General features: G+C 43.9%; 19 protein-coding genes. 15 read left to right on the top strand and 4 right to left on the bottom strand.

Going from position 1 to position 22,728, the window contains the following annotated elements; all coding sequences use genetic code 11:
• Positions 1 to 85 precede the first annotated feature (85 nt).
• A complete protein-coding gene (locus tag ACDQ55_RS04220) occupies positions 86 to 1,495 on the bottom strand; it encodes a thioredoxin-like domain-containing protein (RefSeq protein WP_420979890.1) in 1,410 nt (469 codons plus the stop codon).
• Between the two features lie 120 nt (positions 1,496 to 1,615).
• Here ACDQ55_RS04220 and rlmD point away from each other — a divergent pair, with 120 nt between their 5' ends.
• The 10 genes from rlmD to ACDQ55_RS04170 all read left to right on the top strand — a co-directional run bounded on the left by rlmD (position 1,616) and on the right by ACDQ55_RS04170 (position 12,401).
• A complete protein-coding gene (gene rlmD / locus ACDQ55_RS04215) occupies positions 1,616 to 3,031 on the top strand; it encodes a 23S rRNA (uracil(1939)-C(5))-methyltransferase RlmD (protein WP_420979889.1) in 1,416 nt (471 codons plus the stop codon).
• A 7-nt stretch (positions 3,032 to 3,038) separates the two neighbouring features.
• Positions 3,039 to 3,863, top strand: coding sequence for a rhomboid family intramembrane serine protease (locus tag ACDQ55_RS04210; protein WP_420979888.1), 825 nt, complete (start codon positions 3,039 to 3,041; stop codon positions 3,861 to 3,863).
• Between the two features lie 46 nt (positions 3,864 to 3,909).
• Positions 3,910 to 4,839 (top strand): rhomboid family intramembrane serine protease, encoded by a 930-nt coding sequence (locus ACDQ55_RS04205; protein WP_420979887.1) that lies wholly within the window; start codon positions 3,910 to 3,912, stop codon positions 4,837 to 4,839.
• Positions 4,840 to 5,092: 253 nt separating this feature from the next.
• Complete coding sequence (locus tag ACDQ55_RS04200) at positions 5,093 to 6,181, top strand: endonuclease/exonuclease/phosphatase family protein (RefSeq protein WP_420979886.1); 1,089 nt, start codon at positions 5,093 to 5,095, stop codon at positions 6,179 to 6,181.
• 163 nt (positions 6,182 to 6,344) lie between these two features.
• The gene (gene cysS, locus ACDQ55_RS04195) at positions 6,345 to 7,841 is read left to right on the top strand and encodes a cysteine--tRNA ligase (protein ID WP_420979884.1); all 1,497 of its coding nucleotides are present in this window, start codon (positions 6,345 to 6,347) and stop codon (positions 7,839 to 7,841) included.
• 19 nt (positions 7,842 to 7,860) lie between these two features.
• Positions 7,861 to 8,853 (top strand): M28 family peptidase, encoded by a 993-nt coding sequence (locus ACDQ55_RS04190; protein ID WP_420979883.1) that lies wholly within the window; start codon positions 7,861 to 7,863, stop codon positions 8,851 to 8,853.
• A gap of 55 nt (positions 8,854 to 8,908) precedes the next feature.
• Positions 8,909 to 9,550: a DNA-3-methyladenine glycosylase family protein gene (locus ACDQ55_RS04185; protein ID WP_420979882.1), complete on the top strand. Its 642-nt coding sequence runs from the start codon at positions 8,909 to 8,911 to the stop codon at positions 9,548 to 9,550.
• A gap of 44 nt (positions 9,551 to 9,594) precedes the next feature.
• Complete coding sequence (locus tag ACDQ55_RS04180; RefSeq protein WP_420979881.1) at positions 9,595 to 10,212, top strand: alpha-ketoglutarate-dependent dioxygenase AlkB family protein; 618 nt, start codon at positions 9,595 to 9,597, stop codon at positions 10,210 to 10,212.
• A 15-nt stretch (positions 10,213 to 10,227) separates the two neighbouring features.
• Positions 10,228 to 11,124 (top strand): hypothetical protein, encoded by an 897-nt coding sequence (locus ACDQ55_RS04175; protein WP_420979879.1) that lies wholly within the window; start codon positions 10,228 to 10,230, stop codon positions 11,122 to 11,124.
• 104 nt (positions 11,125 to 11,228) lie between these two features.
• Positions 11,229 to 12,401 carry an META domain-containing protein gene (locus tag ACDQ55_RS04170; protein WP_420979878.1) on the top strand — a complete coding sequence of 391 codons (1,173 nt, stop codon included), beginning with the start codon at positions 11,229 to 11,231 and terminating at the stop codon, positions 12,399 to 12,401.
• A gap of 95 nt (positions 12,402 to 12,496) precedes the next feature.
• Here ACDQ55_RS04170 and ACDQ55_RS04165 read toward each other — a convergent pair whose 3' ends face one another.
• Positions 12,497 to 12,844 carry an IPT/TIG domain-containing protein gene (locus ACDQ55_RS04165; RefSeq protein ID WP_420979877.1) on the bottom strand — a complete coding sequence of 116 codons (348 nt, stop codon included), beginning with the start codon at positions 12,842 to 12,844 and terminating at the stop codon, positions 12,497 to 12,499.
• Positions 12,845 to 13,183: 339 nt separating this feature from the next.
• Positions 13,184 to 15,346 (bottom strand): S46 family peptidase, encoded by a 2,163-nt coding sequence (locus ACDQ55_RS04160; RefSeq protein ID WP_420979875.1) that lies wholly within the window; start codon positions 15,344 to 15,346, stop codon positions 13,184 to 13,186.
• A 201-nt stretch (positions 15,347 to 15,547) separates the two neighbouring features.
• Here ACDQ55_RS04160 and ACDQ55_RS04155 point away from each other — a divergent pair, with 201 nt between their 5' ends.
• The 5 genes from ACDQ55_RS04155 (at position 15,548) to recA (ending at position 20,560) form a co-directional block, all read left to right on the top strand.
• Entirely contained in the window at positions 15,548 to 15,985 is a 438-nt protein-coding gene (locus ACDQ55_RS04155) for a hypothetical protein (protein WP_420979874.1), read from the top strand.
• A 90-nt stretch (positions 15,986 to 16,075) separates the two neighbouring features.
• The gene (locus ACDQ55_RS04150; protein ID WP_420979873.1) at positions 16,076 to 16,681 is read left to right on the top strand and encodes a ribonuclease HII; all 606 of its coding nucleotides are present in this window, start codon (positions 16,076 to 16,078) and stop codon (positions 16,679 to 16,681) included.
• A gap of 55 nt (positions 16,682 to 16,736) precedes the next feature.
• Positions 16,737 to 18,224, top strand: coding sequence for an RNA polymerase factor sigma-54 (rpoN, locus tag ACDQ55_RS04145; RefSeq protein WP_420979872.1), 1,488 nt, complete (start codon positions 16,737 to 16,739; stop codon positions 18,222 to 18,224).
• Between the two features lie 13 nt (positions 18,225 to 18,237).
• Complete coding sequence (locus ACDQ55_RS04140; RefSeq protein WP_420979871.1) at positions 18,238 to 18,933, top strand: phosphatase PAP2 family protein; 696 nt, start codon at positions 18,238 to 18,240, stop codon at positions 18,931 to 18,933.
• 616 nt (positions 18,934 to 19,549) lie between these two features.
• A complete protein-coding gene (gene recA, locus ACDQ55_RS04135; RefSeq protein WP_420979870.1) occupies positions 19,550 to 20,560 on the top strand; it encodes a recombinase RecA in 1,011 nt (336 codons plus the stop codon).
• Positions 20,561 to 20,821: 261 nt separating this feature from the next.
• On the opposite strand, the gene typA is transcribed toward recA, so the two are convergent.
• Positions 20,822 to 22,630 carry a translational GTPase TypA gene (gene typA, locus ACDQ55_RS04130; protein WP_420979869.1) on the bottom strand — a complete coding sequence of 603 codons (1,809 nt, stop codon included), beginning with the start codon at positions 22,628 to 22,630 and terminating at the stop codon, positions 20,822 to 20,824.
• Between the last annotated feature and the right edge of the window lie 98 nt (positions 22,631 to 22,728).

Genomic DNA, 22,728 nt, shown 5'->3' with positions numbered 1-22,728 from the left:
TAGCAACCACATTTAAACCGGTAAAGCACAACCTATCTCGTGTTCTATATGCGAGGAGCATATTCCACATTCTACACTCCTTATTCTACAATGTCGCCGCTACGTTTTTAGGGTCGGAGTGGTTCAGGAACTCTTGTAATTGTTCTACGGCCAACCTTTTAGCAACAATTTTCTTTTTATCATCAAGCAGGTAGATCATAGGCGTACTGTAAACGTCGTATAGCCTTCTGTAATTAGTAGCGGCCTGCGGATCTGTACCGTGTACCCAGCCATCGAGATGGTTGTCTTTAATAAACTGCAGCCACTGTTCGCGGGTACCCTCTGTTTTTATTCCTACCATAGCCACTCCTTTACTTTTCCAACTGGCCTTCCAGGCAGAATCTAACCGGGGCACTTCTATTTTACAATGCCCACAGGTAGGGTCCCAAAAAACCAATACTGTATATTTAGCTACCGTTTTATACAAAGACAGCATATTAGCAGAAGAATCCTTGAATTCCAGTGGGGCAGCCTGCTTACCTATCAGGTTGGGCGCCATGGTATAAGCCCGGTCTACAATCTTATTCAGTTGCTCATCGTTTAACCAGAAAGCTTCTCCCGGTACATAATATTTCTCTACCAGATGCACAAATACAGCATCCATACCCATGTAAGGAGATGTTTCATAATTATAGGTAAGCCACCACAGTACAAATTTGAACGCTTCTTTGCTTTTGCGGGTGCGGGCAATCACGGCATCACAATCGGCGATAATAGAATCGGGGTAAGCCGGCACCAGCTGGGCAAAGTATTTTTTTAACTTAGCTTCCAGAATCGGTGTTCTCACTAAACGGTCACTTTGCAGGTCTACTTCATCCCAGTAGTGTGCTTTAAAATAATGGTACCCAAAAGCAGAATCCGTATTATTAGCGGGCTCCGTAGGTACTTCCGGCTCTTTCATCGCCAAAAATATCGAACTGAGGATTGTTCCGGGATGTGCGGTAATAAAATTGGTACGGAAATCCTGTATTCTCTTCCCCAGATCTTGTTGTAAGGGCGCTACTTTAGCAGAGTCGGCTGCATTTTGCGCAGTACGCAATTGTTGCTGTATGTTCCTGCTCAGGGATTCTTGCTGGGCCAAAAATTTATTATAAGATAAAAACAGCTCATTATCAGCACTATTCTTATATATTGTTTTATTAATAAGATCTGAGGTGTCAATGCTTACACTAAAAATCTGTTGTTGGTCGATCAAGGTTTCCACATACTGCTGTTTTCCGGGCAATACCAACAGGTAAATGCCAGGCAACAGTTTTTCCTTGCCTTTTAACACCACTTCACCATCGGGCGTTACCATTGCAGAGTCTGCGAGATAGGTGGATTTCCCCATGTAATGGGCCAGGAAGAACTTGCCCCCGGTAAAATTTTTCAGTTTTATGGAAATCTGGTATCCCTGCGCCTGCAGTGAAAAATGACCTAAAAGGGCCGCTATCAGTAGTAAAGATAATTTACGCATATAATTTCGAAGGAATATGTAAATGTAAGCGGAAAAAAGGAAAAAAGGAAAGCGGTGTGGTAAACGGCAATTACATGAATTCCGATGTAGGATTCAGCATTTCCAATTACCTTTGCAGCCGTGAGGAAAAAAAACGTTGTCTTAGAAAATGTACCTGTTACTGCCTACGCGGCAGAAGGTAAGGCCCTGGCCCGGAGAGACGGGAAAGTTATATTTATTGAAGGCGGAGTAGTGCCCGGAGATGTAGTAGATGTTCGTCTTTCCAAGAATAAAAAAGACTGGGCAGAAGGAAAAGCTATCCATTTCCATAGCTTTTCCGACAAAAGAGTCACCCCTTTCTGCCAACATTTTGGCGTTTGCGGCGGTTGTAAATGGCAAATGCTGCCTTACAGCCAGCAACTGGAATATAAGCAACAACAGGTGGCCGACCACCTGCAACGGATAGGAAAGTTGGCATTGCCACCTATGGACCCTATCCTGGGCAGCATGCATACGGAATATTACCGTAATAAACTGGAGTTTACCTTCAGCAACAAAGCCTACCTTACCAATGAAGAAATCAAGGCCAATAACGGTGAAATACCTGTAAAGCCCGCTCTGGGCTTTCACGTACCTAAACTGTTCGATAAAGTTTTAAATATAGATACCTGCTACCTCATGCAGGAGCCGGCCAACCTGATCCGCAATACGATCCGTGAATATGCTATTTCCCATGAACTAACATTTTACGATATTCGTGCGCAACAGGGCTGGTTACGTAACCTGATCATCCGCCTTTGTACTACCGGGGAGATTATGGTAAACCTGGTGATACATCACGAAGACAAGGAAAACAGGGAAGCCTTGCTGGACCATCTGTTAAGAACAGTACCGGCCATTACTACGGCCTTGTATACCATTAATCCTAAAGGCAACGACTCTATCTTCGGCCTCGAACCAAAGGTATATTTCGGTAAAGGATACGCAGAAGAGAAACTGGAAGATTTCGTTTTTAAAATAGGCCCTAAGTCCTTTTTCCAAACAAATACATACCAGGGAGAGGTATTGTATAAGGTAACCAGGGAGTTTGCCGGCTTAACCGGGTCGGAAATTGTATACGACTTATATTGCGGCACCGGCAGCATTGGCATCTTTGTTTCCCGCAATGCCCGTAAGGTAGTGGGGATTGAGCTGATCAAGGAAGCTATCGACGACGCCCGGGAAAACGCGGCCCGCAATAACGTACAGAATGCAACGTTTTTTGCAGGCGATGTGGTCGATATTTGTGATGATGCTTTTTTTGCCCATCATGGCCAGCCAGACGTAATTATTACCGATCCTCCACGGGCAGGCATGCACGAAAAACTGGTGAATAAACTGCTGGAAATAGCAGCACCCAAAATTGTATATGTGAGCTGTAATCCGGCCACACAAGCCCGAGATTTAGCATTACTGGATGTACTTTACACTGTGGAAAAGGTACAACCAGTTGATATGTTTCCACACACACACCATATCGAAAATGTGGTGCTGTTGAAAAAAAGAGCTAATAACTAAGCAAAAAATGAACGAGTACAGGCCCGGAAAATTTCAATACCTGCCCATGGTGATCAAAAACCTGATGATCATCAATGGCCTGGTTTGGTTAGTGCAGGTAACGCTGCTCAAGAAATATGATTATGACTTAGGCCGTTTGTTTGCCCTGCATTACTGGGGGTCTGAGCTATTCAAACCCCATCAGTTTATTACGCACCTGTTTCTGCACGATCCGAAGAACATTACCCATGTACTCTTCAATATGTTTACCCTCTGGATGTTTGGCGCTACGCTGGAAAACATCTGGGGACCTAAGCGCTTTCTTATATTTTATCTGGTATGCGGCCTCGGGGCCGCCCTCTGCCACATGGGCGTACTTACCTATGAAAACATGAACCTGACAAAGTATGCACAGCACTTCCTGAACGACCCTACCTACAGTAATTTTGCACTATTAGATAGTAAATTTGACTTAGGTAATGGTATAGATAGTATGGAAAGCCTCAAGTATGCGCTGGCCAATAACGACCCCAGGGCTGTAGATATTGCCAAGCTTTACGTGAGGGATTATGTGCATCTTTATCGCAATGGCGCCACATTGGGGGCTTCCGGAGCTGTGTATGGTATTTTGTTTGCCTTCGGATATCTCTTTCCGAATACATATATGTACATCTACTTCCTGGTGCCGGTAAAAGCCAAGTACATCGTTGGCTTCCTTATCCTGGGCGAATTATGGTCCGGTATCCAGAATTCAGCAGGCGATAATGTGGCACACTTTGCACATTTGGGTGGCGCGCTCTTTGCTTACCTCCTCCTGCGAGGATGGAGTAGAAAGCGCTCAGATTTTTACTAATCCAACTGTATTAACCCGTAAATTTGTAACGTTAAATCTTTGTACCATGCATGCGTTGGAAAAAGAGAAATTGCCCCGCCTCTCTTTAGGAGAAGGAAGAAATATGGTAACACAACTAATAGTGGTGAACCTGACAATTTTTGTTTTCCTCTACTTCACTCTTGTTATTTACAAGATGGAAGGCGTTGGGGAGCCAAGATTCCATCAGGATATTATGTCTTGGCTCAGGCTTCCTGCAGATCCTTCCCTATTGCTGGTTCGGCCATGGACGCTTATCACCTCCCTATTTACACAAATCAGCGTGTGGCCTCTGTTTACAAATATGGTTTGGTTATGGTGCTTTGGTAGCATTATGCAGCAGTTGGCGGGCCACCAACGGATATTGCCCCTGTATCTTTTTGGCGGTATCTGCAGTAACCTTATTTATGTTGCCGGTATGCGGTTAATGCCCACTTTTCATACGCTGGCTGGCCACGAATACTTTTTGGGCGCTGCCGGCAGTGTAATGGCTATCGCCATTGGGGCTACCACCGTGGCCCCCCGTTACCGCATCTTCCCACTGCTGGGCGGCGGTATTCCCCTTTGGATGATCACCCTCCTCTTCGTAGGCCTCTCCACCGGCACCTTAATGACCTCTTCCACTTATGGCCATACTTACCTGCCCCTGCTGGCAGGAGGCGCTTTTGCCGGCTGGCTTTATATGTACCAATGGAAAAAAGGCCACGATTGGGGCGCAGGTTTCAACCGGGTTCTCTTCAAACTTACACATGTGTTTCATCCAACTTCCCAACAAGTGAATCCGGATGATTTTAGGAAAAAAACGGCTACCGATCTGGAACAACCTCCGTTTAGAAGAATTGGAAAAGTTCCCGAGCAACGGCTTAACGAAATTCTTGATAAAATTAATGAAAACGGGCTTTCTTCTTTATCTCCCGATGAACGGGAAACCCTGCTGAGAGCAAGCAAACCAGAATAAAAATATTCCAAAATAAAGCATACAGATTATAAGATAGCAAATAGGCTTTACTGTCAAAACCTATCTGCTATCTTATAATTTATTAACACTAATTACATTGTTCCCCATGCTCCGGCCACTTTTCAAATGCTTTGCCCGGTAATAGCCTGTCTGTCATTGAAAAATCACTAACTTTAATACTTCAACAAAGTAAGACACGGTGCGATTTCTAAGATTATTTACGAAAGGATTTTTTTTGATTATCAACCTCGTCGTGGTATTACTTTTTCTGGCAGCCTGTATAGCGCCATATATTTCACCCGCCTGGTTCTGGCCTATTAGTTTTATTACATTGGCTTTCCCCTTTTTGTTGGGCCTACTGGTGGTATTCCTGGTGGGATGGTTATTTTTCAATTATCGATATGCCCTGCTATCACTGATGGCCTTGTTGCTGGGCTGGAAACCGATCAGCGCTTTTGTGGCTTTTCACCTGCCAGCTGGTAATAAACCTGTTAACAACAGCAACAGCCTTACAGTAATGAGTTACAACGTAAGCCAATTCGGGCTTTATCGTGAAAAAGACAGTAAATACAACCGGCAGGCCATGTTTGCCATGATCCGGAAACAAGACCTGGACATTGCCTGCTTCCAAGATTTTTATACCTCAGAAAAGAAAAACGATTTCAACAACCGGGAGGATATTTCCCGTGAAATGTCGCTGCCCTACCGCTTTTTCTCCAGCGATTTTAACCGCAACGGCATGCAGCATTGGGGATCTATTATTTATTCCCGCTATCCCATTATTGCTTCCGATAAGGTAAAAATGAGCGTAGGCCCGCTTAGCGAAAGTTTGATCTATGCAGATATTATAAAGAATGACGATACTGTTCGTATCATCAATATGCACCTGGAATCGTACCGTTTTAATGAAAAAGACTATTCCGCTATCCGGAAAATCAAAAACCAGGAAGACACCGGCCTAAAAGCCACCAAAAGCATCGTGCAAAAAATGCGGGAAGCGTATATCCGCCGCAGTCAACAAGCCGATATTGTAGGAGATTTCATCCGGCAAAGCCCTTATCCGGTGATAGTATGCGGCGACTTCAATGATACACCTGCCTCCTATACTTATTTTACCATTAAGGGCAACCTCCAGGATGCCTTTTTACAAAAAGGTTTAGGAATAGGACGTACTTTTACCGGGCTGGCGCCTACCCTGCGTATTGATTATATTTTTGTAAGCGCCCATTTTAAGGTAAACAGCTTCCGGAAAATAAACTCTGATCTGTCGGACCATTACCCTGTAATTGCCAGCCTGAGCTTGTTGGGCAATAAAAGAACAGAAGTAGAAGTAAATAAATAACTATACCCATTATGAAATTATTTAATTTTTATATAGCTGACCGATGTTGTTCCCGAAGGATTACTGTACCAGGAAAACAATATTTATCTTTGCCATCCATCAATAAAAAATAAAATAAGGTGTCTGTTACGGCACAGCCGCAAGACATCTGTCATTACCGCATATGTCAGAACTCAGGATATACAATTCATTACACCGACAGAAAGAAGTATTTACACCATTGCACGCAGGCCATGCAGGCATGTATGTGTGCGGCCCTACCGTATCTGGAGAATCACATCTGGGTCATGCCCGCCCTTACATTACTTTCGATGTAGTATTCCGTTATTTAAAACACCTGGGCTATAAGGTGCGCTATGTACGCAACATCACCGATGCCGGCCACTTCGAAGAAGAAGGCCGTGCTGCGGAAGATAAGATTTCCAAATTTGCTGTACTGGAAAAGCTGGAGCCTATGGAACTGGTACAAAAATATACCAACTTGTACCATTGGGCCATGCACCAGTTCAATTGCCTGGAGCCCAGCATTGAGCCTACCGCTACCGGCCATATTATAGAGCAGATAGAGATGATCAAAACGATCATGGAAAAAGGTTACGCCTATGAAGTAGACGGTAGTGTATACTTCGACGTAAAAAAATATGCCGCCAGCTACGATTATGGTATTTTGAGCGGCCGGGTACTGGAAGACATGCTGGAAACCACCCGCGAACTGGAAGGACAGGATGAGAAACGTAATAAAGCCGATTTCGCCCTCTGGAAAAAGGCGCCGCCAGAACATATTATGCGCTGGCCCAGTCCCTGGGGAGAAGGTTTTCCTGGTTGGCATATAGAATGCTCTGCAATGAGCGCCAAATACCTGGGCGACCAGTTCGATATCCATGGCGGCGGCATGGACCTTCAGTTCCCACACCACGAGTGCGAAATCGCCCAAAGTGAAGTCGCCCATGGAGAAATGATGGCCCGTTACTGGATGCATAACAACATGATCACCATCAACGGCCGTAAAATGGGAAAAGCCTATGGCAATACCATTAAGCTCACTGAGATGTTTTCCGGTTCCAATCCACAGCTGGATAAGCCCTACAGCCCAATGACCATCCGTTTCTTTGTACTGCAAACACATTACCGCAGTACGCTGGACTTCTCCAATGAAGCCTTACAGGCAGCGGAAAAAGGACTGCAACGCCTCTGGGCAGCTTATGAAACGCTACAGAAGCTGAACTACGCCAGCAACGGGCAACCCATTAACGAAGAACTGGACCGGCAAGTACGTCAATGGTGCCAGGAATGTGCCGAATTCATGAACGATGACTTCAGCACGGCAAAAGTGCTCGCCAATCTGTTTGAACTCACTCCGGTGATCAATTCCCTCAAAGGCGGACAGATTAAAATACACGAAATCAGTGAAGATACTTTCCAACTGTTGCAAAGGACCTGGCAAACCTATCTGGTAGAAATATTGGGCATCCAGGAAGAAAGCGCTGGTGGAGACGACAATAAACTGGATGGTGTTTTACAAATGCTAATTGAAATGCGGAAAGAAGCAAAAAGCCGTAAGGACTATGCTACTTCCGACAAAATCCGGAACGAATTACTCTCTATCGGCATCCAGCTGAAAGACGAAAAAGACGGTACGGTTTCTTACAGTCTTCAATAACCAAATATTAAGGAAGATAATGCGTAAAGCAATCATCACTCTGACAGCGCTGGCCTTGATAGCCGGCGCCTGTCAGCAGAATACCAAAACAACAGACAACAGTAGCGACAGCACAGGGGAAAGCAAAGTCGCTAAAATAGAAGTGCCAGTACCTGCCTTCTCTACAGATTCCGCGTATGCCTATACCGCCAAACAGGTAAGTTTTGGCCCCCGTATCCCCAATACTCCTGCACAGGAAAAATGCGCCGACTGGTTAATTAGCAGCCTGCGCAAATGGGCAGACACGGTATACGTACAACGTACCACCGTTACTGGTCCTAAAGGCGAAAAACTTCCTTGTATCAACATTATCGCCAGCTTTAACCCAGCCGCCAAGCAACGGGTACTGTTGTTAGCCCATTGGGATACGCGCCCTTGGGCAGATGAAGATGCTTTCAATAAAAATGCAAAGCTGGATGGTGCAGACGATGGCGCCAGCGGCGTAGCCGTACTAATGGAAACCGCCCGGCAATTCCATCAACAAAAACCAGAAGCCGGCGTAGATATTTTGCTGGTAGATGTAGAAGATTACGGCTCCAAAACAGACGAATCCTCTTTCTGCCTGGGAACACAATACTGGGCCAAGCACCCACATGTTCCTGGGTATAAGGCCAATTATGGTATCCTGTTAGACATGGTGGGCGGCAGAGGCTCCCAGTTCTACATGGAAGGCTTTTCTAAACAATATGCCGCCACGCAAATGAAAATGTTCTGGGATGTTGCCAACCAATTAGGCTACTCCGATTTTTTCCGCTATGAAAACAATGGCGCTTATATTACAGATGATCATATCCCCGTAAATACAATCGCCAATATCCCCACATTCGATATAATTGCCCTGCAGCCGAACAACGATTTTGCCCCGCATTGGCATACTACCAATGATAACATGGATGTGATAGACCAGAAAACGTTACAGGCAGTAGGACAAACCCTGTTAAAGGTAATTTATACGCAACCGTTCGCTTACTGATAACATAGCCATTTCCGGAGCAACGGAAGATATGAAGTATGCTAAAAAGAAGTTTATGCCCAGATCTACCGCTACTCCGGAACCCGCTCCGGCCAGTTATATAACTCATCTCAGCAAGGACAAAAAGCTGAAAACGATTATCACTGGCCCGCTCCAGGAGCTAACAGCACAGAAAAATATCAGCCTTAAACTGATCCGCTCTATCATGAGCCAGCAATTATCCACAAAAGTATCTAGTGTTATCTACGCCCGTTTCCTGGAATTATACGGGGGCAAAGAGCCTACTGCCCAACAGATACTGGATACGCCCCCGCTTACCCTTCGTGGCATTGGGCTCTCTAATGCCAAGGTAACTTACGTACAAAACGTAGCCGCCTTCGTGATCGCGGAAAAACTAACAGACAGTAAGCTAAAAAAAATGAGCGACAGCGATATCATTACCTATCTTACCCAAATTAAAGGGGTAGGCCGCTGGACAGTAGAAATGCTGTTAATTGCTTACCTCGGTCGCGAAGATATATTTGCGATCGACGACTGGGGGCTGCAACAAGCGATGATTAAGCTGTATAAATTGAATAGGGAAGATAAAAAAGCCTTCCGGGAACAGCTACTATACATCTCCGCCCAATGGGCCCCTTACCGCACCCACGCTTCCCGCTACCTCTGGCAATGGAAAGACAATACGCCCGATCAATAGTTAATTGACATATACATTGCGTAGTGCCGCCATAAATTTGTGTTATGAATGTGCAGGGAAGCTTTTTTGATGACGGGAATGCAGCGAATATTCCACTACTAAACGGAGAGCTGTTTTTTTATCCGCAATTCTTCCAAATGGCGGAAAGTAACCATTTCATGCAGGTGTTAACAGATACCATTGCGTGGAAACAGGAATCTATGACCATATATGGCCGAAAGGTATTATTTCCCCGGTTAATGGCCTGGTATGGCAATACAGGAAGTAGCTACGGTTTTTCCGGTAACCGCTTTTCCCCGGAGCCTTGGACCCCCGAACTGTTGCAAATCCGTCAGCGTATTGCACCTGTTAGCAGCGCGCATTTCAACAGTGTATTGCTCAACCTTTACCGGAACGGCCAGGATTCAATGGGCTGGCATGCAGACGACGAACCGGAACTAGGTCCACATCCGGTGATTGCCTCGGTAAATTTTGGTGCTACCCGCCGCTTTCAGCTGCGATATAAAAGCAACCACCGGCTCAAATATGAACTGGCACTTACGCACGGCTCCTTACTTGTCATGAAAGGCTCTCTGCAGGAATACTGGGAACACCAGGTCCCCAAAACAACTAAAGTCAGCGCCGGGAGGATTAACCTCACCTTCCGATCTATCACCCCTTAAAGTGTACAAAATACTATGAAAAACCTTGTTTTATTAATTGGGAATGATATCAATAATATCTCCCGCGGACAAAGCTGGAAAGACTTACTGCAGGATATCATCACCTTCTGTCATGTAGGTGATTGTATTGAAATAGATGATAAAAAACCCTTTCCACTACTCTATGAACAAATCTTTTTAACCGCCAGCAAACAACAGAAAATAAGGGAAAAAGACTTAAAAGCTTTTATTGCAGTGAAAGCCGCCGAGATAAAAGCCAATGCTATACACAGCGCCATTAGGACCATGCAGCCCAAACATATCCTCACTACTAACTATGAATTTACATTGGAAGGCGGCACACCTATCGAAAACACAAGTATTATTAACGAAAAATTTTATAGCATTTTCCGGAGATATCAGGTAGATGATATCACGTACTGGCACATTCATGGCGACTGTCTGAACCCAATGAGTATCAACCTGGGCTTTGAACATTATGGAGGACAACTACAATTAATGCGTAACTACGTGGTAAGCGGCACTATCTATGCCTCTAAAGAAGTACCCAAACCGTCTCTGCTGCGACGTATACACGCCAGGCAAGTGTATTTTCATTCATGGATCGACCTGTTCTTCATCCAGGATATACACATCTTTGGCCTATCGCTCGATTTTGTAGAAACGGATCTGTGGTGGCTGCTGACTTACCGGGCCCGGCAGAAATTCCATCATAAAAATGTACCGGTTCCCAACAAAATATTTTACTATATCCCAGAGGAATTTGTGGTAAGTTCCAGATGCAAACTAGACCTACTGGAAGCCAATGATGTTATCGTGATCAGCTTCCCGGGTAAAGACAAAGAAGCTTACTATAATAGTATTATCCAACACATCAATAAAATGCAGCCATTAATGATGGAAAACCGGTGAACAGCGGACTGGCAGTGTTTTTGCAACTAAACCTGGTAGTAGCAGGAGCTAAATTTCATCGCTTCCGCTAACGTTAAAATAATGTTGTATTAAAACGCTGTTTTATGTTGTTGGAATTAGCATTCGCATTGGTAACTACCTTTGCCTCCCCCCTTCAAAACAAGCAACAGCCTGTTAAAATGCAGGTGATCTACGTAAAAGAAGCCAAAGAGCCCTGCACTGGCGTAACCTCCATGGAATGCCTACAGATAAAGGGAGTAAATGATACAGAGTGGTCGAATTTATATACTGGTATCAGTGGTTTTAAATATATTCCTGGTTACCGGTATAAACTCCAGGTACGTGTTACCACCGTTAAAAATCCTCCTGCAGATGCCGCTTCCGTGAAATACGCGCTGAATAAGATATTGGAGAAAAAGAAGGTAGCCGCCAGTAGCAGCAGCGCTTTCGATAAAAAGTGGGTGCTCACCAATATAAACGGCGCCAATATTTCAGATGGTAATATCTGGGTAGCCTTTGATGCCAATAATAAACGTATACACGGCAAAAGCGGCTGCAATAACATGATGGGCAACTATGTTATTGAAGGTAACCGCATTACTTTTTCTCAAACTGCCGGCACCATGATGGCTTGTCCGGATACGAAGGTAATGCAACAGGAAGCAGCCTTCATGAAACAGTTAGGCGATCACTCTTTTCAATATACCGTATCTGGCGCCACTGCGCGGCTGCTTTCCAATGGCAAAACAATACTACAGTTTCGCTTGGAACAAGACGATAACGACCCATCCGGAGCCGCTGCCCAATGGTCCGATATCAGCGACAAACGGTGGATACTCACCAGGCTGAATGATGCTACTGTTAGCAAATCCGGCGTGTGGATCGAATTCGACACCGACAAACAGCGCTATCAAGGCAAAGGCGGCTGCAATAATCTTTCCGGCACATATACTCTAAACGATAACACTCTTTCCTTTGCGCCCGCCGTAAGCACACGTATGGCTTGCCCCGATGCATCTATTATGCAACTGGAAAATAATTTCCTGCAACGCCTGGGCGGACACAGCTTCACCTACACTGTAGGTAAAGGGCTTGTAAACTTATTTGAAAATGGCATTCTGGTACTGCAATTTTCCCTCGAAGAAAAAGCCAGCGAAAACAACCAGGTGCTTGCACCTGATGACAGTGAGTGGGCCCTGATGGATAACAAAAATTGGAATAGCATCAATTCAAACGATATCATCTATCAACAATTTCTGCATCTAACTGGTATTTAACACCACACCTCGCCAGGTTACGATATTAAAAGTACTAAACAACGAAAGGGTATCTCAAACAATTGAGATACCCTTTCGTTGTTTAGTACTCGCTATTAGAAACTGGCTGCTACCAAACCTGTGTGGTAGGCAAACAACATAGCATTAGATGCATAAGCACCTACTTCAACTACTACGCGAACAGTACCCGCCTTTTGTACTGGTACCTGCACCAGCAAATAGTTGGCATCGGCATGCAGTACCTGTGCTGGCACATTACCAAAAGTTACCTTATTCTGATTGCTGTTTTCGCTGAAACCATGGCCCTTAATGAGCAGGTAATTACCTGCATTGCCTATTACTACAGTTTCTTCAGCGGCATTCTTTTTCGGTTCCGGGGTACAAGCCGTTATTGCTGCTACAAACAGCAAAAGGGCTACCACAAACATTTTACAACGTGTCATGATATTAATTGGTGCTTTTTTGGGGGGTCACAAACCCTATTATGAATAATTTACCGGGGTTAACACTATTGCACTGGCAACTCCTATTGGCAACAGCATATTTCGGTATTCAAACGGAGGCAAATTTACGATCTATTTTCTTTAAAAAAAAGATATAGGTTATCACATCAAAAGAATTATGGTATCACGTAAAATTTTATATAAATAAGCATTCCTTACTATTCTACATAGTTCATGCGGGCAACACGCAGTATAAAACGTATGTACATAAACGTTAAAAACAAAGAGGGAAACCACCTTCCGGCAGTTTCCCTCTTTAATTTAAAAACTTACTTACGGTTATTTCACCAGTTTCAGCTCGTCTATAATATTCTTTGCACCTCCCAGTTTCTCAATGCACCACAATACATAACGTACATCTACGCAAATAGTACGGTTATAGTCAGAATCGAACTGGATTTTATGGCTCAGTGCTTCGTAGTTGCCATCGAAAGCCAGGCCAATCAGTTCTCCATTAGCGTTGATCACCGGAGAACCGGAGTTGCCGCCAGTAATATCGTTGGTAGTAATAAAGCCCACTACAATATCATTGCGTTTAGCGTCTTTATACTGACCAAAGTCTTTCTTCTTATACAGGTCCAGATAATTTTCCGGCAAATCAAATTCATAATCACCAGGCACATATTTCTCTATCACACCTTTCATGGTAGTTACATAGTCGTAGTATACCGCATCGCGGGGAGAATATGGTTTCACCTGTCCGTAGGTAACACGCATAGTAAAATTAGCATCCGGATACCTATTAGCATTAGGGCTCATCTGCATAACGCCTTTCAGGTATTCGCGGCCCAGATCGTTGATTCTGGTGTTGAACTGGTTGTATAAAGGCAGGTATTTACCAATATAATTCTTAATAAATGCGCTGGCATAAGCAAAAGCAGGATCATTCTGCAAGGTTACTGCATCCGGATTCGCTATAAAGGCTTTCCATCTGGCATTATCAAAAATGATGGTATTAGCCATTAGATTAACAGACCAGAGACGGTAGGTATTATCATCGTCCAGGCTACCGTATTTCGCTTTGAGGGCATCGTAGAAAGCAGTGGGTTGTTGATCTTTAGGTATGTCTGTATAGAACATATGGCAGGTCGCTGCCAATATTTTCTGGTCGCTGGGTTTATTTTCTCCTTCCAGGAAAGCGGTACGGGCTTTGTCTGCTGCTTCTACTGCGTGTTGTAGGGCATCTTTAGCTGCGCCGGGGGTAACCAAAGCTTTCTCTACAGCAGAGAGCGTACCGGCAAAAGCGGCTACAGGCGAGCCCAGAATGCCTTCGTTCAGGTATACCCGTTGTTTGGCATAAGGCGACCAGGCTTTATATGTTGCTGCGTAGTCGCTCAGGATATGGGCAAACGCTGGTTTGTCCTGTGCCCATTTGGCAAAAGCAGCTTCCTGTTTTTGTTTATCGGCCAGCACACCGTGTTTTTCCAATTGTTTAGTTTCACCGTCAAAAAATTTCCAGTAATTAGCGATACCAGCATAGGAAGAGGCCAGCTGCAGTTTTACCGCAGGATCTTTCTTCATTTGCTCAAACATCGCTTTCAGCCTAACATCGCGGAGGTCTACCAGGGAAGGATTTTCTACAGAAGTTTTCAGCTGTATGCCATAAGAAGTTTCATAACGGTTGGTACCACCAGGATAGCCAAAGATCATCGCGTAATCATTTTCCTTTACCCCTTTGATAGACACGGGCAGGAAATGTTTAGGCTTTAAGGGCACGTTATCGGCTGCATAGGGAGCTGGTTTACCATCTTTGCCGGCATATACGCGAAAAACAGAGAAATCGCCGGTATGACGGGGCCATTCCCAGTTGTCGGTATCGCCGCCGAATTTACCCACACTTTCAGGCGGGGTACCCACCAGGCGAACATCTTTAAAGCGCTCATATACAAACAGCAGGTACTGGTTACCTTTGAACATAGGCACTACTTTCGCCTCGTAATCAGTGTTAGCTGTGGTTTTAGCAGCAATATCATTATAAACCTGTTGTTCCTTTTGTAAACGGGCAGCTCCATCGAGTCCTTTCAGCTCTTCCTCCACTTGTTTCGTTACATCCTCCACCCTTATCAGGAATTGAACAGACAGTTGGGAAGAGGCTATTTCTTCCTGTTTATTTTTAGCGTAAAAGCCATTTTTCAGGTAGTTATGCTCTACAGTACTGGCTGCAGCAATTGCTCCATAACCACAGTGGTGATTGGTGAATATCAATCCCTCATTGCTGACAATTTCACCTGTACATCCGCCTCCGAAAATAACAATGGCGTCTTTCAGGGATGCTTTATTAATACTGTACAACTGTTCCTTGGTCAACTTGAGTCCTTTTTTCACCATGTCGTTGTACGTTTGTTGCCCCAATAAATAAGGCAACCACATGCCCTCATCTGCTTTAGCCCATTTGATGCTGACACTAAAGAGTAAGAGCAAAACCAGTAATTTTTTTCTCATATTAAGTCAGGTTTTGTTTTAAGGACCTCAAACCTAGCTATTTTTTCGTTAATCGGTGGAGGAATACCGCAGGAAGGGACTTTATGTGATAAATATTTTTATGTGACCACAAATGAACAAAAAAACTGGAATATGTTTTGATAAAGGGGGACAGCCGGAAGGCTATGCCAACATTTTTAACGTAAGAAAAACTGTAATCTTATGAAAAAGTTATTGTTGCTCGCAGGTATCACTGCCTTTATGGCTTGCCACGAGACCAGAAAAGAGAAAGAAACGAAAACGGAGATCAAAGACAGTTTGCAGCAGGCCGGGGAAGCCATTAAGGCTGCCGCTAATAACACCGGCAATCTGCTGGATGAACAAAAGAAACAAACGGAAGACGCCATACAGGAACGGATAAAGGAGATCGACAGGGCTTCTGAAAAATTAAAAAAGAAAGGGGACAAAAAAAGTAAAGAAGCCCGTAAAAAGCTGGATGAGCTGAAAATAGAGATGAATGAAAAACTGGATGATGTAAAAAACAGTTCTTCCGACAAGTGGGATAGCACCAAGGCAACTACGGATGACTTGATGAAAAAATCGGATAAAGAATGGACAGCACTTAAACAAGATTTCAAGGATCTGTTCAAAAAAGATTAGAACAAATACTGCGGTATTTCCTCAAAATTCCGCAATCCTTGTTCCGTGAACTTTATTCTTGTAATTTTACCCGGCTTAATAAATTTGGATTTGCTACTTTCTTATTATCAGGAATTACTAGTAGAAGCTGGCTGCGATGAAGCCGGAAGAGGATGTCTGGCAGGCCCTGTGTTTGCAGCGGCAGTTATTTTACCGAAAAAGTTCAGACATCCATTGCTCAATGATTCGAAGCAGATGAAGCCCTCAGACCGGGAGAAGCTAAGAAAGGTAATAGAGAAAAAGGCGATATGCTATGCCGTAGCCAGTGTAGATAATATTGAAATAGACAAGATAAATATACTGAACGCTTCCTTCAAGGCCATGCATTTGGCCCTGGAGCAGTTGCAACAGCAGCCTGAATTCATTTTAGTAGATGGTAACCGTTTTCACACTTACGGCAATACGCCGCATGCGTGTATCGTACAGGGAGACGGCAAATACGCCTCCATTGCGGCGGCTTCCATACTGGCCAAAACCTATAGAGATGATTATATGCGGGAATTACATACCTCATATCCTCATTTCGGATGGGATCTGAATAAAGGATATCCAACAAAACAGCACCGGAATGCTTTAATGGAATTTGGCGACACGCCTTATCACCGGAAATCATTCCGCCTGTTGCCAGAACAAATGGAATTGGATTTTGACTTGTAGTAACAGGTAGCTAACAGCTTAAAAGCTTATTATTTTGCCCTGATAGGGAGTAATTATGTTAAAGCAGACACAACAGCAAAAATTATTACAGAAATTGTCACCCCAGCAAATTCAGCTCATGAAATTGCTGCAGGTACCTACTGTCAACCTCGAAGAACGAATCAAAGAAGAACTGGAAGAAAACCCCGCGCTGGAATACGGAGAAGAAGCCGGTGAAGACGAATTTAAAGAACAGGATGAATTTGAAAGCCCAGCAGAGGAGGAGGAATTTGAACCAGATGGCAGTGAAAACGAATATGATAATATAGACATTTCTGAATATGTAAATGAGGGAGATGACGAAGTAGCGGACTACAAGCTGCGTGATGATAATTACCCTGACCCAGATGAGAATAATAAAACCATTCCGATCCGGGTAGAAACTTCTTTCCATGAACATTTGCTCAGTCAACTAGGCATGCTGGAATTGGATGACCATCAGAATACCATTGCAGAGCATATTATAGGCAGTATAGATGATGATGGTTACCTGCGCAGAGAGGTAAGCTCTATGGTAGATGACCTGTCTTTTTCCCAGAATATTGAAACATCGGAAGAAGAGATTTATTCATTGATCAGGAAGATACAAGATTTTGATCCTGCCGGTGTATGCGCCACTGATCTCAAAGAATGCCTGTTACTGCAATTAAAGCGGAAATCCCAGGAAGATCCGGGGGTGCATAACGCTTACATGATCCTGGAGAATTATTTCGACGAATTTACCAAGAAGCATTACGAAAAAATACAGAAAGCGCTGGGCCTTACAGATGAAGGGCTAAAAGAAGCCATTACACAGATCATCAGGCTAACGCCCAAGCCCGGAGGCAACTTTGCCACGCTGAACAAAGCGGAGAGCTATGTACTGCCGGATTTCTTTATTATCAACAACGCCGGTAAACTGGAGCTTACCCTCAATTCCCGCAATGCACCAGACCTCCGTATTTCCGGCGGCTACCGTGAAATGCTGAAAGAATACGACCGGGGCGACAAAAAAGATAAACGGCAGAAAGAAGCCGTATTATTCATCAAACAGAAGATCGACGCGGCAAAATGGTTTATCGACGCCATCAAACAGCGGCAGCATACCCTATTATCTACCATGGAGTCTATCATGGATTACCAACGGGAGTTTTTCCTCACTGGAGACGAAACCACCATGAAGCCCATGATTCTAAAGGATATCGCAGACCGTACCCAGCTGGACATATCCACTGTAAGCCGGGTGGCTAACAGTAAATATGTGCAAACGGAGTTTGGCACCTTTAAACTGAAGTTCTTTTTCTCCGAATCCCTATCTACTGATAGCGGTGAAGAAGTATCTACACGAGAGGTAAAAAAAATCTTATCCGACCTGATAGAAGCCGAAAACAAGCGTAAGCCATTGAGCGATGAAAATCTAACAAAAATGCTACAGGACAAAGGTTATAACATTGCCCGCCGTACAGTAGCCAAATACAGGGAACAGCTGAATATACCAGTAGCCCGTTTACGTAAAGAATTATAAGCATTATACCATCATGCAAGCACATGCAATTTCAGACCGGAATGAGGATACGCCATCAATACCGGAATTTTCACCGATGACGAGATCCCTGGCACAGGTTATTTCTTATATCACGCATCCGTTGTTCCTTCCGCTGCTGGTAACTTTTCTGATCTTAAATTCCATTCCGGAATATATGGTAACGTTTAAATCGCTCAGTAAACGGTTTGCTTTCGACTCCTTATATTTCCGGGTAGGCATCACCTGCATTGGATTTCCGGCCCTAGTGCTGTTCCTCACCAGGGCCCTGAACCTGGTATCGTCGGTGTATATGAAAACCCAACGCGACAGGATCATTCCCTACTCTGCAATGATGATCTTTTATTTCTGGGCATTTTATACCTTCCAGCAAGAAGGTTTGGCGCCCAGGTTTTATACTGCATTTTTCCTGGGAGCGTTCCTCAGCATTTCCATTGCCTTTGTATCTAACGTATTTATCAAAACCAGCATGCATACAGTAGGCTGGGGTGGCGTAATAGGTTTTTTGCTATCACTGATGTGGGGCATGCATATGAATGTATCTATCCCGTTGGTGATCACTTTTTTTGTAGCGGCTTTAGTAGCTACTGCGCGTATGGTGCTGGGTGCACATACGCCCCGTGAAATTTATGCCGGGTTCCTGATAGGTATTCTCTGCCAACTGATCTCCTGCTGGATATTGGTGAAGTAATTAATAAGCTGTTTCTCCATTCAACGATTCCCGTTCCTAGCTGGTTATTCTGATGAATCAATTAAAACATCAGCAACCAGACAGGGAACAGGGAACGTGTAATAGAATGGCGATAAAAAATTTGGGGTTTACCAGGACCGCGCTTTCTCATTTCTCTCACACATGGATGCAAAGGCCGCCAGGCAAAAGGCTAACAAACAATCATAACAAACAATATCGGGAATTAACATCTACAACTAAACTTGACAATACAAAAGTCTGAATTTATTAAGTGATACTCAAGCGTATAAATACGCTTTTTAAAAAAGCAGTAGAATTCTCATTTTTTTACGGGGGATAATTTTTTTGGGGGTTTAACGTGTACGCATATTCAATGCGTAATGCGTTTGCATCTTTGTTATGCCATTGCGGGTTAACCTTAAAAACTTTAGAACGTATATAAGTAGTTGAAAGGAAATAGGAAACAATGGCAAACAAATACTATTTTATTTAGCATTTAAAAGAAATTGCTAAAATATTTAGGAAAATAAAAAATTAGATCATAACTTAGCAATCCAATTAATTTGCTTTCTGTTAGCGATCAGCTATCATTTAAATTTGTAAAAACAATAATTATATGTCTACAGCCAATGCAGAAAAATTGAAGGCACTACGCCTCACAATGGACAAGATTGAAAAGGATTTCGGTAAGGGATCTGTGATGATGATGGGTGAAAAAGCAGAAGCACCGATGGAAGTTATTTCTACGGGTTCTCTGGGTCTGGATATCGCACTTGGAGTAAATGGTTTACCAAAGGGTAGGATCATTGAGATATATGGACCAGAATCTTCCGGTAAAACAACCGTGGCTATACATACAATTGCGGAAGCGCAAAAAAAAGGTGGCATTTGCGCCATTATAGATGCGGAGCATGCTTTTGACAGCAGTTACGCAAAAAGACTGGGAGTAGATGTAGACTCTCTTTTAATATCACAGCCAGACCATGGTGAACAGGCATTGGAAATCGCAGATCGCCTGATCCTTTCCGGAGCAGTAGATGTAGTAGTGATTGACTCTGTAGCTGCCCTGGTGCCTAAAAGTGAACTGGAAGGCGAAATGGGTGAAAGCAAAATGGGCTTGCAAGCCCGTCTGATGTCACAGGCACTGCGTAAATTAACGGCTACCATTGCTAAAACCAATTGCTGCGCGATCTTTATCAACCAGCTGCGTGAAAAAATAGGCGTGATGTTCGGGAATCCGGAAACTACCACTGGTGGTAACGCCTTGAAGTTCTACGCTTCTGTAAGATTGGATATCCGCCGGCTGAGTCAGATCAAAGACGGAGATGAAGCCATCGGTAACCGGGTGAAAGTAAAAGTGGTGAAAAATAAAGTAGCCCCTCCATTCCGCCAGGCCGAATTCGATATCGTTTATGGCCACGGTATTTCCAAAACAGGAGAAATCATTGACATGGGCGTTGAATATGGAGTAATCCAGAAAAGCGGTAGCTGGTTCAGCTATGATACCAATAAATTAGGTCAGGGACGTGATGCAGTAAAACAACTGCTAACCGATAATCCTGAACTGTCAGCAGAAATTGAAGGGAAGATCAAAGTAAAGATTGCTGAAAAACAAGGAGCAGAGTAATCGCTACTATTACAATAAGACCATTGTATTTAGTATATACATAAAAGTTAGTTTTAGTTTTAGTAAGCATTGGGTTAGTATGCACATCCCTGCCTTTTCCTGGGCGGGGATTTTTATTTGTGTAAAATAAGCTCCGCGATAAATAATGTTCAACCCCTTCCCTGCTTGAGAGAAGTTTAGCCAATGGCTCAAAAACAACAACCGCCCCGGTAAACGGAGCGGTTGCAGCTTTTCACTAGTTTTTATCTTATAAAGCCATTATTAAGCTTCAGCTTTCATGCTTTTTGCAGATCTCTTACGTTCTTCTTCATCCAGGATGGTTTTACGCATACGGATAAAGTTAGGCGTAACCTCAATGCACTCATCATGTTGGATATACTCCATACATTCTTCCAGTGTCATCAGGATCTTAGGTGCAATGTTAGCAGCACCGTCTGTACCGCTGGCGCGCATGTTGGTAAGTTTCTTTCCTTCATTTGGATTCACTACCAGGTCGCCAGGTTTATTATTTTCACCGATGATCATACCCTTGTACACCTCTTCTCCTGGATCTACGAAGAAAGAACCTCTGTCTTGCAGTTTATCCAAAGAGTAAGCGGTAGTAGTACCGGCTTCTTTAGCAATCAACACACCATTGTTACGGCCAGGAATAGCACCCTTCCAAGGCTTATAGTCGTTAAAGCGGTGTGCCATTACAGCTTCACCAGCAGTAGCTGTCAGCATTTGTGTACGCAAACCGATCAAACCGCGGGAAGGAATTTCAAATTCCAAGTGCTGCATTTCTCCCTTAGTTTCCATGATCAGCATTTCCCCTTTACGACGGGTTACCAGGTCAATTACCTTGCTGGCATAATCTTGCGGAACATCTACTACCAGTATTTCGTATGGCTCGCTCTTTTTACCATCAATATGTTTCACGATTACCTGAGGCTGACCTACAGTTAACTCATAACCTTCACGACGCATCGTCTCAATCAATACTCCTAAGTGGAGAATACCACGACCATACACCAGGAAGCTATCAGCACTATCGGAATCTACTACACGCAGTGCCAGGTTCTTCTCAGTTTCCTTCATTAAACGGTCACGCAGGTGACGGGAAGTAACGAACTTACCATCTTTACCAAAGAACGGAGAGTTGTTAATACCAAACAACATGTTCATGGTAGGCTCATCTACGCTGATTACTGGCAATGCTTCCGGTTCTTCAGCATCTGCGATAGTATCGCCAATATTGAAACCTTCCACACCTACAACCGCACAAATATCGCCGGCAAATACCTTGGTTACTTTTCTCTTACCTAATGCTTCAAATACATATAGCTCACGTACTTTCTGCTTCTTGGCAGAACCATCTGCCTGCATAAGGGTAATCCACTGTCCTTCTTCGATAAAGGAACGGGTTACCTTACCTACAGCAATACGGCCCAGGAAAGAAGAATAATCCAATGAGGTGATCTGCAGCTGCAGGTTACCTTCCGGTGTTTTAGGCTCTGGAACATATTCCAGGATACCATCCATCAACGGCGTAATATCTTCACTAGGCTCCAATGAACTGTTGAACCAGCCATTTTTACCGGAACCATAAAAAGTAGGGAAGTTTAACTGATCTTCCGTAGCATCCAGGTTAAAGAACAGATCAAAAACAGCATCATGTACTTCGTCGGGACGGCAGTTTGCCTTATCTACCTTGTTGATTACAACAATAGGTTTCAGGTTCAACTGCAACGCTTTCTGCAACACAAAACGGGTTTGCGGCATAGGGCCTTCAAAAGCATCTACCAGCAGGATAACGCCATCCGCCATTTTCAATACCCTTTCCACTTCCCCGCCAAAGTCGGCGTGGCCTGGAGTATCAATTACATTGATCTTAGTTCCCTTATACTCAACAGATGCGTTTTTACTGAAGATGGTGATACCACGCTCTCTTTCAAGATCGTTATTATCCATGATCAGTTCGCCTGATTCCTGGTTTGCCCGGAATACGTTAGCCTGATGAAGAATTTTGTCAACCAAAGTAGTTTTACCATGGTCTACGTGTGCAATAATTGCGATATTACGAATGTTCATATACTTAAGTCTTTAGCTATCAGCCATTAACAAAATTACCGCTAATAGCTACAAAAAGAAGGCGCAAAGGTACGAAAACCTGGCGAGAAAGAGGGCTT

It is taken from the genome of Chitinophaga sp. 30R24 (genome assembly GCF_049056765.1).
In the GTDB taxonomy this organism is placed as follows: domain Bacteria; phylum Bacteroidota; class Bacteroidia; order Chitinophagales; family Chitinophagaceae; genus Chitinophaga.
The sequence above is the reverse complement of the archived record's forward strand: the minus strand, read 5'-3'. Positions and strand labels throughout refer to the sequence as shown.

What these genes read in the sequence shown, in the direction of transcription:
- ACDQ55_RS04220 (WP_420979890.1), bottom strand. Translation starts at nt 1,495, where the DNA reads ATGCGTAAATTATCTTTACTACTGATAGCGGCCCTTTTAGGTCATTTT.
- ACDQ55_RS04210 (WP_420979888.1), top strand. Translation starts at nt 3,039, where the DNA reads ATGAACGAGTACAGGCCCGGAAAATTTCAATACCTGCCCATGGTGATC.
- ACDQ55_RS04205 (WP_420979887.1), top strand. Translation starts at nt 3,910, where the DNA reads ATGCATGCGTTGGAAAAAGAGAAATTGCCCCGCCTCTCTTTAGGAGAA.
- cysS (WP_420979884.1), top strand. Translation starts at nt 6,345, where the DNA reads ATGTCAGAACTCAGGATATACAATTCATTACACCGACAGAAAGAAGTA.
- ACDQ55_RS04190 (WP_420979883.1), top strand. Translation starts at nt 7,861, where the DNA reads ATGCGTAAAGCAATCATCACTCTGACAGCGCTGGCCTTGATAGCCGGC.
- ACDQ55_RS04185 (WP_420979882.1), top strand. Translation starts at nt 8,909, where the DNA reads ATGCCCAGATCTACCGCTACTCCGGAACCCGCTCCGGCCAGTTATATA.
- ACDQ55_RS04180 (WP_420979881.1), top strand. Translation starts at nt 9,595, where the DNA reads ATGAATGTGCAGGGAAGCTTTTTTGATGACGGGAATGCAGCGAATATT.
- ACDQ55_RS04175 (WP_420979879.1), top strand. Translation starts at nt 10,228, where the DNA reads ATGAAAAACCTTGTTTTATTAATTGGGAATGATATCAATAATATCTCC.
- ACDQ55_RS04170 (WP_420979878.1), top strand. Translation starts at nt 11,229, where the DNA reads ATGTTGTTGGAATTAGCATTCGCATTGGTAACTACCTTTGCCTCCCCC.
- ACDQ55_RS04165 (WP_420979877.1), bottom strand. Translation starts at nt 12,844, where the DNA reads ATGACACGTTGTAAAATGTTTGTGGTAGCCCTTTTGCTGTTTGTAGCA.
- ACDQ55_RS04160 (WP_420979875.1), bottom strand. Translation starts at nt 15,346, where the DNA reads ATGAGAAAAAAATTACTGGTTTTGCTCTTACTCTTTAGTGTCAGCATC.
- ACDQ55_RS04155 (WP_420979874.1), top strand. Translation starts at nt 15,548, where the DNA reads ATGAAAAAGTTATTGTTGCTCGCAGGTATCACTGCCTTTATGGCTTGC.
- rpoN (WP_420979872.1), top strand. Translation starts at nt 16,737, where the DNA reads ATGTTAAAGCAGACACAACAGCAAAAATTATTACAGAAATTGTCACCC.
- ACDQ55_RS04140 (WP_420979871.1), top strand. Translation starts at nt 18,238, where the DNA reads ATGCAAGCACATGCAATTTCAGACCGGAATGAGGATACGCCATCAATA.
- recA (WP_420979870.1), top strand. Translation starts at nt 19,550, where the DNA reads ATGTCTACAGCCAATGCAGAAAAATTGAAGGCACTACGCCTCACAATG.
- typA (WP_420979869.1), bottom strand. Translation starts at nt 22,630, where the DNA reads ATGAACATTCGTAATATCGCAATTATTGCACACGTAGACCATGGTAAA.